7 protein-coding genes and 3 pseudogenes are annotated in these 11,376 nt (G+C 69.2%); 5 read left to right on the forward strand and 5 right to left on the reverse strand.

Translation table 11 applies throughout. The features are described 5' to 3' along the window. Nucleotides 1-383 precede the first annotated feature (383 nt). The 3 genes from ACIA5D_RS51275 (at nt 384) to ACIA5D_RS51285 (ending at nt 2,955) form a co-directional block, all read left to right on the forward strand. Nucleotides 384-641: a hypothetical protein gene (locus tag ACIA5D_RS51275; RefSeq protein WP_396038039.1), complete on the forward strand. Its 258-nt coding sequence runs from the start codon at nt 384-386 to the stop codon at nt 639-641. 173 nt (nt 642-814) lie between these two features. Next, complete coding sequence (locus ACIA5D_RS51280; protein ID WP_396038040.1) at nt 815-1,507, forward strand: response regulator transcription factor; 693 nt, start codon at nt 815-817, stop codon at nt 1,505-1,507. Continuing rightward, nucleotides 1,504-2,955 carry an ATP-binding protein gene (locus ACIA5D_RS51285; protein ID WP_396038041.1) on the forward strand — a complete coding sequence of 484 codons (1,452 nt, stop codon included), beginning with the start codon at nt 1,504-1,506 and terminating at the stop codon, nt 2,953-2,955. The genes ACIA5D_RS51280 and ACIA5D_RS51285 overlap by 4 nt, the downstream gene beginning before the upstream one ends. A 77-nt stretch (nt 2,956-3,032) precedes the next feature. Here the strand turns inward: ACIA5D_RS51285 and ACIA5D_RS51290 are convergent, their stop codons facing one another. After that, nucleotides 3,033-5,111 (reverse strand): MMPL family transporter, encoded by a 2,079-nt coding sequence (locus tag ACIA5D_RS51290; protein WP_396038045.1) that lies wholly within the window; start codon nt 5,109-5,111, stop codon nt 3,033-3,035. A gap of 290 nt (nt 5,112-5,401) precedes the next feature. Here ACIA5D_RS51290 and ACIA5D_RS51295 point away from each other — a divergent pair, with 290 nt between their 5' ends. Beyond that, nucleotides 5,402-6,604: a monooxygenase gene (locus tag ACIA5D_RS51295; RefSeq protein ID WP_396038042.1), complete on the forward strand. Its 1,203-nt coding sequence runs from the start codon at nt 5,402-5,404 to the stop codon at nt 6,602-6,604. 194 nt (nt 6,605-6,798) lie between these two features. Here the strand turns inward: ACIA5D_RS51295 and ACIA5D_RS51300 are convergent, their stop codons facing one another. From ACIA5D_RS51300 to ACIA5D_RS51310, 3 genes and pseudogenes are all read right to left on the reverse strand, one after another. Beyond that, on the reverse strand, nt 6,799-7,464 hold the full coding sequence (locus ACIA5D_RS51300) for a response regulator (RefSeq protein WP_396038043.1): 666 nt from the start codon (nt 7,462-7,464) through the stop codon (nt 6,799-6,801). Nucleotides 7,465-7,971: 507 nt separating this feature from the next. Beyond that, nucleotides 7,972-8,229: pseudogene (locus ACIA5D_RS51305) on the reverse strand (DDE-type integrase/transposase/recombinase); the annotation flags it as partial. Beyond that, a pseudogene (locus tag ACIA5D_RS51310) lies at nt 8,224-9,198 on the reverse strand (IS110 family transposase); the annotation flags it as partial. The pseudogenes ACIA5D_RS51305 and ACIA5D_RS51310, both read right to left, overlap by 6 nt. A gap of 467 nt (nt 9,199-9,665) precedes the next feature. Between ACIA5D_RS51310 and ACIA5D_RS51315 the strand changes: the two are divergent. Beyond that, entirely contained in the window at nt 9,666-10,784 is a 1,119-nt protein-coding gene (locus ACIA5D_RS51315; protein WP_396038044.1) for an IS630 family transposase, read from the forward strand. Nucleotides 10,785-10,974: 190 nt separating this feature from the next. Here ACIA5D_RS51315 and ACIA5D_RS51320 read toward each other — a convergent pair. Beyond that, nucleotides 10,975-11,292 (reverse strand): annotated as a pseudogene (locus tag ACIA5D_RS51320) (transposase); the annotation flags it as partial. Nucleotides 11,293-11,376 lie beyond the last annotated feature (84 nt).

Genomic DNA, 11,376 nt, shown 5'->3' on the forward strand with positions numbered 1-11,376 from the left:
GCCGGCCCCGCGCACCCCAACTGCCCGACCAAGCCTGGATCAACCAGCCAGCAACACAGGCACAAACCGTCTCAATTTGACTTGACAAATACCGATGCGCTCCCGGCTCCGGGATGTGGCTTGGACCTGATCACGCCTCCGCTTCCGCCGCGAGCCCCGCGCATCATCACGAGGTGACGGAGCTGGCTATGGGCGGTCGCCCTGCCACCACGCGGTTAGTACTCGAACAGGAGATCCGTTCTGACCTGCGGTGACGGTGTGGTTTGTCCGTGAACGGTAAGCAGCCACCGCTGAGTCTCGAAGGTTGTGTGGACCCAAGACGCGGCGGTGGCTGCTGCCTACAGCGTAGGTGCTGACGATGGTCTGAGCTGTTCGAGACGTTGATGGACACGATCGAGGCACGCTTCGCCCGGCCGGAAAGCCGGCGCCGGGTCCGGGACTTCGTGGCCGGGCTGCTGGCGCTGCTGCCGGTCAAGAACTGCTGGACGATCGCGGAGCATGCCGGCGATGACGGTCCTGGTGGCATGCAGGATGTGATCGGCCGGGCCAGCTGGGACGACGCCTTGGTCCGTGCCAGACGCCGCCACCAAGCCGCCGCCAAGACCAGCCACTACGCCCGACAGGCACTCACAGAACCCTAAAACGGATCTCCTGCTGGAGTATTAGGCGACGGACCGGGAAGGTCCGGTGCCGAGCTTAGGCATCCGTAGGAGCACGGCCCGCGGGCACCGCAGCGGCGACGGCTCTAATACTGGCCTCAGGTTGCTCGGGGAGCATGGGCGGCAAAAGCATCGGCTGGAGGGGGCGGGCGTGCGTGCGGATCATGATCGCGGATGACGAGGCGGCCATCCGTGAGTCGCTGGAGCGGGTGCTCCAGGTCGAGGGTTACGACACCAGCACCGTCGCCAACGGTCTCGCCGTGCTCGACGGGGTCGGTGGGGCCGGCGGTGACACGCTGGATCTGCTGATCCTCGACGTGATGATGCCCCGCCTCGGTGGGCTGGAGACCTGCCGGCGGTTGCGGGCGGCGGGCCGGGATCTGCCGGTGCTGATGCTGACCGCCCGGGATCAGGTCTCCGACAGGGTCGCCGGGTTGGACGCGGGCGCCGACGACTATCTGCCCAAGCCGTTCGCCACCGAGGAGTTGCTGGCCCGGGTGCGGGCCCTGCTGCGCCGGCGCACGCCGGCCGACGGGGAGTCGCAGATCCTGTCGTTCGCCGACGTCCGGCTCGATCCCGACAGGTTCGTGGCGTGGCGTGGCGGGCGGCCGCTGCGCCTGACCCGGACCGAGTTCTCCCTCCTGCAGGTCCTCGTGCGCAACGCGACCCGGGTCTTGACCCGCGACGCGCTGTTCGAGGCGATCTGGGGCTTCGACATGAGCGCCACCGCCAACAACCTCCAGGTATACGTGAGTTACCTGCGCCGCAAGATGGAGGCCGAGGGCGAGCCGCGATTGATCTACACGTTGCGCGGCCTGGGATACACGTTGCGGGAGACTCCTCCGTGAGCAGGCACACCCGCTGGGGACCGCGCCGGCTGACCCTGTGGTGGCGCCGGCGGTCCCTGCGGACCAGGATGACGGTGATCGCGGCGACGGCCATCGCGGTCAGCGTGTTCGTGGCCTTCCAGGTGGCCACCGAGCTCCTGGGCGGGGAGCTGCAGGACGCCGCCGGGGATCAGCTACGCGCCGATTCCCGCGTCCTGGCGGCGAACGCGGAGCGTGCCGGTCTGGCGCGGGTCCAGCTACCGCCGTATCCCGGATCCGGCCGGCTGGTGCGGGTCATCCTGGCCGACGGCTCGACCCGGACGCCGGCCGGCCAACCCGCGCTGCCGCCCGTCAGCGAGCGCGCCGGGCGCGTGGCGCAGGGCGCGTCGGCCGATCTGATGGAGTCGGGCGACAGCGACGAGGACGGCTACCTCATCTACACGCTGCGGGCGGGCGACGGCGCGGTCCAGGTGGCCCGCGTCGCCGACGACAGCCCGATCAACCGGTTCGGGTTGGGCATGCTGCTGATCGGGTTGCTCTGCGTGGCCGGCGGCGCCCTGGTCGGGCGGACCGTGGCGCGGACCGGGCTGGCGCCGATCGACCGGCTGACCGCCGCCGCGGTACGTGTCGCGCACACCCGGGATCTCGACGCCGACATCCCGGATGAGGGCGGTGGGGAGATCCGGCGGCTGATCCAGTCGATCAACGACATGCTCGCCGCGCTCCGGGACTCCCGGCTGGCCCAGCGGCTGCTCGCCGAGGACGCCGCCCACGAGCTCAAGACCCCGCTCACCAGCCTGCGCCTCAACGTCGAGCTGCTGATCCGGCTCGATCGGCGCGGCACCCTGGACAGCGCACTGCCGGCGGAGAGCCGGACCCGGCTGCTCAACGATCTCGGCGCCCAGGTGGCCGAGTTGAGCACCCTTGCCGCCGAGCTGACCGACCTGGCGCGCGGTGACGTGAGCGACGAGAGCACCGAGCTGTTCGACCTCGCCGACGTGGTGGTGACCGCCGTGACCCGGGCGCGTTCCCGCATGCCCGACATCGAGGTCGCGCTCGACCTGACCTCCGTTTGGGTGAGCGGGCGTCCCGCTGCGCTCCAGCGGGCGGTGCTCAACCTCATCGACAACGCCGGCAAGTGGTCCCCCGCGGACCAGCCGGTCCAGGTCGGGCTCCGTGCCGAGGGTGAGTCGGCGGTTCTCGAGGTCGACGACGCCGGGCCGGGCATCGACGCCGCCGACGTACCGCGGGTGTTCGACCGGTTCTACCGTGCCGACAGCGCCCGGGCGCTGCCGGGTTCCGGTCTGGGGCTGTCGATCGTGCAGCGGGTCGTCGACGCCCACGGCGGCCGGGCCACCGTTGCCCGCTCCGCACGCGGTGGCGCGCTGCTTCGGGTCGACCTTCCGGCTGCGGACCCGCCCGCCCCGATCGCGCGGCTCACCGACGGGAAGGACACCGCGGAGCGCTGACCCGCCCCGGCGGCGGGGCCCATGAAGATCCGGGACGAGGCTGGGTCCCGTCCCGGATCTCGTCCGTGCCGCCGCGCTCACCGTTGCAGCGCGGGCTCCTCGTCCTCGGCGAGCGACTGGTGCCCGGTCGGCGGCTCCGCCGCCGGACGGGACAGCCGGCTCGGCCACCAGATCCGCCGGCCGATCACCAGGGTGAGGGCGGGCACCAGGACTGACCGCACCAGCAGGGCGTCGAGCAGCACGCCGAAGGCGACCAGGAACCCGACCTCGATCAGCATCACCAGCGGAAGTGTGGCAAGGACCGCGAACGTGGCCGCCAGGACCAGGCCTGCCGAGGTGATGACGCCACCGGTGGCGGAGAGGGCTTTGAGCATGCCCTCTCTGGTGCCGAGACGCACGGTCTCCTCCCGGGCCCGGCTGGCCAGGAAGATGTTGTAGTCGACGCCGAGCGCCACCAGGAACATGAATGCCAGCAGCGGCACCGAATAGTCGACGCCCTTGAACCCGAGGATCGTGTCGAAGACGAACACGCTGCCGCCGAAGGCTGCGGCGAATGAGACGATCACGGTGGCCATCAGGGCCAACGGGGCCACGATCGCGCGCAGCAGCAGCCCGAGGACGAGCAGGACGACGGCGAGCACCAGCGGGATCACCAGCTTCTCGTCGCGGCTGGTGGTCACCTCGGTGTCGAGGTTCTCCGCACTCGGCCCGCCGACGATCGCCTCCGCCCCGCTCACCGCGTGCACGGCGGTGCGCAGCCGCTTGATCGTGTCGTACTCCGCGACGGTGTCCGGCGCGTCCGTCGGGAACACGGAGATGTTGGCCCAGCCACCGCTGGTCTGCTCCGGGATGGCCATGGCCACACCGGGAGTGCCCTTGACGACGTCGAGCACCCGCTTCTGGTGTGCCGGTCGCGTGAAGATCGTCATCGGCTGGCCGCCGAGCTCCGGAAAATGCTGGCGGAGAACGGTGAAGCCGGTGACCGACTCCGGCGCGGACAGGAACTGGTCCTGCTCCCGCAGGGCACCGGTGTTGCCGGCCAGCCCGATGGCGAGCACGCCGAGGACTCCGAGCGAGGCGAGCGTCGCCACCCACCTGCGGCGGCTGATGGCGGTGCCGAGCCGTCCCCACAGCCCCGGCTTCTCCTCAACGGCCGTGCTGAACCGCGGGATGGCCGGCCAGAAGATCCGCCTGCCGAGCACCACGAGCACCGCCGGAAACAGCGTCAGCATGGCGATCAGCGCGCACAGGACGCCGGCCGCACCGATCGGGCCCAACCCGCTGGTGCTGTTCAGGTCTGCAGCGAGCAGGCAGAGCAGGCCGGCGACCACCGTGGCCGCGGACGCGACGATGGCCGGCGCCGCGCCGCGCAGCGCGTGGACCATCGCGACCCGGACGTTCTCGTGGTGGTGCAGCATCTGCCGGTACCGGGAGATGAGCAACAGCGCGTAGTCCGTGCCGACGCCGAATACCAGGATCGTCAGCAGCGCCGAGTTCTGGTCGTTGACCACGATGCCGAAGCCCTTGACGAGCAGGTAGACGGTCGCCATCGCGGTCAGTGCGGCCGCGCCCACGGCCACCAGCGGGATGAACCACAACACCGGGCTGCGGTAGGTGAGGATGAGCAGGAGCGTGACGACGACGACGGTGGTGAGGAAGACCTGCAGGTCGATGCCGTCGAAGATGGCGTCCATGTCGCCGTCGACCGCGGCCGGGCCGGTCACGTCGAGTTCCAGGCCTGCGGGGCGGTCCTTCGCGGCGTCACGCAGCGGGCCGACGATGGCCTCCGGTGCGCCGTAGGCCGTACTCACCTGGAGGGTGAACATCATCGCCTTGCCGTCGGTGGAGGGTTTCGTCGGTGGGCCCTCGTCCTCGCCGCCGGCCGCCGCCGTCGCCTTCGGCGGGTACCGCTTGGCCAGGGTCTCGTAGTGGCGCTCGACCGTCGCGCGGTCGGCGGCGGTCATGCCGCCGTCGCGGTGGTACACGAAGACGAACGTGTTGTCATCACCGCCGGGGAGACTGTCCTCCAGCACCGCGACCTTGGTGGACTCGGCGCTGGCCGGCAGGGTGTCCACGGCGCTGTCGGTGGTGACCGAACTCAACTTTCCGCTCAGCGGCACCATGACCGCCGCCAGCGCCACCCACAAGCCGATCACCAACCACGGCACCCACCGGCCTGCTAACCGACCGGGCGGCGTCTCCCCGGACGGCGCTGCGTTGACTGCCATTCACTAGCCTCCTACGTACGCGTACATCGCTTATCTGACGCCGAATTCGTACCGAGCGAATCTGAGACGACCGTTAATACGGCGCTCAGCCCGGGTGGCCGAACCAGGTGTTCTGCAGCAGACGCGCTTCAGAGAGCAGTACCGCGGTACCACCTCCTTCTCGAGATGACGACCGCGGTACGACGAAACGGGACAGAATCGGGCCTAGCGTTCGGGCTATGAAGAAACCTGACAGTCCACCGTGGAAATTCGGGGCGGCCACCATGGCGCTGGCGACGGCGTTCACTGTCGTCGCCTGCGGGTCGGATGCCGGCACCAATCCGGCGCCCGCCCCGGCCGGCCCGCACAGCGGGCACGCGGGCGGGTCGTCGGCTCCACCGCAGCCACTGCGCGCCGGCGAGCGGTTCGTCAACCTGAAGATGGCCGGGGCCTACACGCCCGCGCCGCCGGAGGGCGGCACGGACGAGTACCGGTGCCAGATGATCGATCCGGGTCTGACCAAGGCGGCGTTCCTGACCGGCACCCAGTTCATGCCGGGGAACGTCGCCATCGCGCACCACGCCATCGTGTACGCGGTGCCGCCGGGCGGCGCTGCCGCGGTGCGCAAGCAGGACGCGAAGACCCCTGACCTCGGCTGGCAGTGTTTCGGCGGGACCGGTGTGGAGGGGGCCGAGGTAGAAGAAGGGGACGCGGCGTGGGTGGACACCTGGGCGCCGGGCACCACGGAGGCGCTGCTCACCCAGGACGCCGGCTACAAGCTGGAGCCGGGCAGCCTGCTCATCCTCCAGATCCACTACAACCTGCTCGCGACCGACGGCAAGCCGGCCGGGCCGGACCGGTCGGCGGTGCGGCTACGGCTGACCGACGGCACGCCGCAGACCCGGGAACTCGAAACGTGGCCGGTCGACGCGCCGACCGACCTGCCCTGCGCCGCCGACGAGTCGGGTCCGCTCTGTGACCGGGCGGCCTCGATAGCGGACGTGACCAAGCGGTTCGGGCCGGACGTCGGCGAAATGGCGGACCGTCAGGTGAAGGAGTGCGGCCGGGGCGTGCCGAAGCCCGGCAACACCCAGACCTGCGACCACATGGTGGAGGCGCCGATGACGCTGTTCGCCGGTTTCGGCCACATGCACATGCTCGGGCGGGCCATCAAGGTCGAACTCAACCCGGGCACTCCAAAGGCCAAGGTCGTGCTGGACGTGCCGCAGTTCAACTTCGACAACCAGCGGCTGGTGCAGCTGCCGGCGCCGGTGGACATCGGTCCGGGGGACACGCTGCGGGTGACGTGTACGCACGACGCGGGGCTGCGCAAACTGGTGCCGCAGCTGAGGAAGCTGCCGCCGCGCTACGTGGTGTGGGGCGACGGCACCAGCGACGAGATGTGCATCGGCATCATGACGGTCTCCCTCCGCGAGTCCTGACGAAGCGTCGAACGTGTGTGAGCTCGCCGAGGTCAACCAGCCGAAGAACAGCTCTGAGCTCACACACGTACGCAATGAACTCCCACCCGCGCTGCGTCGTGGCGGTCGGACGGGCGGTGACACGCGGACCCGGCAGCGGAGCGGTGCGGCTGGGAACTACGCTCGCGCCCCCGACGGACGCGCGGGATGAAGCGCTAAATCGGCCGGATGAGTCTCAGGTCGTAGGCGAGGATCACGGCCTGGATCCGATCCCGCGCGCCGATCTTGGCGAGGATCCGCCCGACGTGGGTCTTCACCGTCGACTCCGACAGCGTGAACCGTTGCGCGATCTCGCCGTTGGTGAGGCCGTGGCCGATGGCGACGAGGATCTCGCGCTGGCGGTCGGTCAGGTAGTCCAGCCGGGGATCCTCCCGTACGGGCTCGCAGAGGTCATCGTCGAACCGGTCGGTGAACGCGTCGAGCAGCCGCCGAGTCAGGGCCGGCGCGATCACCGCGTCCCCGGCGGCGACGGCCCGGATGCCGGCGAGCAGCTCCTCCGGGCGGATGTCCTTGAGCAGGAAACCGCTCGCCCCGGCCCGCAGCGCGGCGAACGCGTAACGGTCCACGTCGAACGTCGTCAGCACCAGGATCCGCGAACGCCCACCGGCGGCGACGATGCGCCGGGTGGCCTCGATCCCGTCGACGCCCGGCATGCGGATGTCCATCAGCACCACGTCGGGATGCAGCTCGGTGATCCGCCGAACGGCCTCGGCGCCGTTCTCGGCTTCGCCGACGATCTCGGTGTCGGGGGTGCTCTCGAGCAGCATGCGAAACCCGAAGCGCTGCATCGGCTGGGCGTCCACCACGAGCACAGAGATCATGAATGGCTGCCTTTCGGGGTCGCGTGGACGGTCCAGCCACCGTCCGGTGCGGGGCCGGCGCTGACCGTTCCGCCGTAGAGCGCGGCGCGTTCGGCCATGCCGGCGGGGCCGAGGCCCGCGTCGCCCGGCGATGCCTAGTTCATACCGAGCGAACCTGAGACGACTGTTAAAACGGCGCTCCGGCCGGTTGGCCTCGGGCGCGGGTTCGTCTGTCATGCACGACGATGGGGACCAGGCAGGAGTCGGCCGCTAGGCACAGGCCGACGGAGATGCGAGCGCCGGCGTGCTTGAGGGCATTGGTCAGGGCCTGGGCGAGTAGTCGGGGTGCGTTTCGTACACCCGTGTCAACGCGGCACGCTCGTCGCTCGGCCTAGCAGTGGCGCGTCCGAACTCTGCCGCGGCTCGACCACCCGCCCGGGACAGCCGGTTCGTGCGCAGCGGTGCGCTGAGCGGCGCCGTTGCATTGCGAGATCGGTGGCCGCGTCGATCTCGGCTGGGACAGGCGTGTCAGATTGCTTGAGCGAGTTCGGTGAACGCAGCGGCGACCCGTTCTACCGGGGTGGTGTCGACTGCGAGGTCGTAGTGGCCGCGGCGCAGGTTCTGCAGGAAGGTGTGCCCGGCGATCACAACCTGTGCTGTGCGATCGGTCTGGAGTCCGCGCATCGGTCGTAGTCGGCGTTTGAGTTGACCGTGATCAGCTTCGATCGGGTTGTTCGCGTACTGCTCGACGTGATGCCACGCCGAGGGGATCAGTTCTTCGAGCACGACCTGGCGGGTGCCAGAGGCGCGGGTGACCGGGCTGGTGGTGGCGTAGTTGCGGCGGGCTTTGGCGTCGGCGTAGCGGCTGGGGTCGTCGCCGAACTCAGCGAGCACCCGGGCGGCGAGCACTGGTCCCAAGCCGGGCTGGGACAGCAAGATCTGCGCGTCCGGGTGACGCTCAAAATGGGCGTTCAGCTCCTGTTCCAGCTGCTCGATCTGAATGGTCAGCTGGATAAGGACGGCGCCTATCGCGGTCACGGTGTGCCCGAACGCCACTTCGACTACCGGCGCCACGGCCAGCTGCGGCTCGCGAAGCCGGCTCAGGATCCGCTCAGCGCTGGCGTCGGTGCTGCGTTGATGACCGGCCCGGCGCAACGCCGATGCGATCTTCGATTGCGACAGCGCCCGACCCTGGGTGGGTGTCGGTGCGATCTGCAGGACCGCGAGGGCGTCACGGCTGATGAGATCTTCGAACGCGTGCAGGACGCCGGGGTAGAACTCACGCAGCGTCGAGCGCAGCTGACCGGCTTGCCGTTGCCGAGTCCAGATCAGGTTCTGATGTGCGCGGGCAAGGGCCTTGATCGCCTCGGCCAGGTCGCTATCCCCGGCGATCGGCCGGTGATGCTGCCGGTCCGTGCGCACCAGCTCGGCAAGCACATGCGCGTCCCCGGCATCACTCTTCGCGCCCGAAGTGACATGCCGTTCCCGGTAACGGGCCACCGACATCGGATTGACCGCGAACACCTGAAAGCCGGCCGCCAGCAGAGCTTGAACCCATGGGCCCCGGTCGGTCTCGATCCCGACCACCACCGAGCCCGGTTCGCTGTCGCCGAGATGGTCAGCAACCAGCGCGTGCAAGGTAGCGATCCCGGCGACGCCTTCCGGCAGCCGCCGACGGACCAGCCTGCGCCCAGCCTCGTCCTGCACCTCGACATCGTGGTGCGCCTCAGCCCAATCGTCACCAATGAACAGCACCGATCGCTTCCTCCTCCGCTCGCCAGCACCGGCCACGATCCGACACCGTGAGGAGGAGCTACGCACGCGCTAATGGATCAGTGCGCGGCCGGCACGACATCCCACCAGTCGTCTCGCCTCCCCACCGACCAGAGGCGGCACGCTCTTGGTCAAGACCTCGAAGGCCAGCCTGACTGAGTGCTCGACCCCTGGCGGTGCGGACCCGACCTCTTCTACCAGAACAGGCCGGTTCGAGACCCATTAGCCTGGCCGGGCTGCGGTCGTGCCACCAGTAGATAAGTGGCCGATGTGAGCGCATTCGATCATGGCTATGGACACGAGATAGAACAAGCCTCAGTTGCGGCTAGTGCGTTGACCATGAACGTTCACCGGGTTGGGCGACACGCCGGGCGGCGTCCGCCGGTAGTCGCGGGTGAAGGCCCACTCTCGACGGCGGTGATATTGGCCGTTGAGAGTGGGGTGGCGGGTTGGCTGAGCCGGTACGGGCACGGCGGTTGACGCAAGAAGAAGGCCGTAAGCTGCAACAACTCGTCCGCCGGGGCAAGCACGATTCAGTACGAGTACGGCGGGCTCTGATCATCATGGCGTCGGCGTCCGGGACGCCGGTGCCGGCGATCGCCCGGCTGATCGCCGGGCACGAGGACACCGTCCGCGACGTGATCCACGCGTTCAACGAGATGGGTCTTCGCGCGCTGGACCCTCGGTGGGCGGGAGGTCGTCCCCGCCGGATCAGTGACGACGATGAGGCGTTCATCGTCGCGACGGCCAAGGCTCGCCCGAGCACGCTCGGGCGACCTTTCACCTGCTGGAGCCTGCGCAAACTCGCGGACTACCTGGCCACCGGCGCCGCCCGGCGGGTGGTCATCGGCCGGGAACGGCTGCGGCAGATCCTGCGCCGTAACGAGGTCAGCTGGCAGCGGACCCGCACCTGGAAGGAGTCGAAGGACCCGGACTTCGACACCAAACTCGACCGGATCGAGGAGGTGACCAGCAATTTCCCGAACCGTTGTTTCGCGTTCGACCAGTTCGGGCCGCTGTCGATCCGCCCGCACCACGGCCGTGGCTGGGCGCCGCAGTCGCACCCGGATCGGCTGCCGGCGACCTACCATCGCACGCACGGCATCCGGTACTTCCACGGCTGCTACAGCCTCGGCGACGACCAGCTCTGGGGTGTCAACCGCCGCCGCAAAGGCGCAGATCACACCCTGTCCGCGTTGAAGTCGATCCGCAAGGCACGACCGGACGGCGCGCCGATCTACGTCATCCTGGACAACCTGTCGGCGAACAAGACCCCGACCATCCGGGCTTGGGCCGCCCGCAACAAGGTCGAGCTGTGCCTGACGCCGACCAGCGCGTCCTGGGCCAACCCCATCGAGGCGCAGTTCGGGCCGCTACGGATGTTCACCATGGCGAACTCGAACCACCCCAACCACACCGTCCTGGCACGGGAAATGCAGAAATACCTGCGCTGGCGCAACGCCAACGCCCGCCACCCCGACGTCCTGGCCGCCCAACGCCGCGAACGCGCTCGTGTCCGCAGTGAACGCCAGCAACGCTGGGGCCGCCCCCGGGCCAAGGCCGCCTGACCGATCAGACCCGGTAAACGTTCATGGTCAACGCACTAGCCTCCGTCTTTCATTAAGCGGCGGCTGATCGTTTCGGCTGTTGGCGGATGATGGGTCGGTGTCGGCGATGGTGGCGGGGCAGGCTGTGTCGCCCGGTCGTAGGCCGGGTTGCTCCGTGGTCCTGGTCGTGGGCGGGCGGCGGATTCTGTTGTCAGGTAACGGGTTCGGGTAGCGCGGCGAGTCGTTGGAACGCGGTGACGAGGTCGTCGGTCCAGGGCCATTCGGCGGCGATGCGCAGGGTCGTGGTGCGGGCGGTGCGGCTCAGTTTGGCGGCGACGTGCAGGAGCCGGTAGCGCAGTTTCTTCGGCTCGGCCACCGCGAGTGGCCCGTCCAGGAGCAGGTGCTGGGTCCAGCAGAGCAGGTCGATGCCGGTCAGGGCGAGTTCGAGCCACGCTTGGTTGATCGCGAACTGCCGGGACGGGAACCGGCCGAACCCGGTGTTCTTCCCGGTCCGGATGCGGTCCTCAAGGAGAGAAGTTCACTGCATCGGTAGATGGTGCTGGTGCTGGTGACGCGCCGATCATTGAGGTGGATGCCCTGCTTGGGCTGGTCG

Source organism: Actinoplanes sp. NPDC051513 (genome assembly GCF_044454685.1).
Classification (GTDB): domain Bacteria; phylum Actinomycetota; class Actinomycetes; order Mycobacteriales; family Micromonosporaceae; genus Actinoplanes.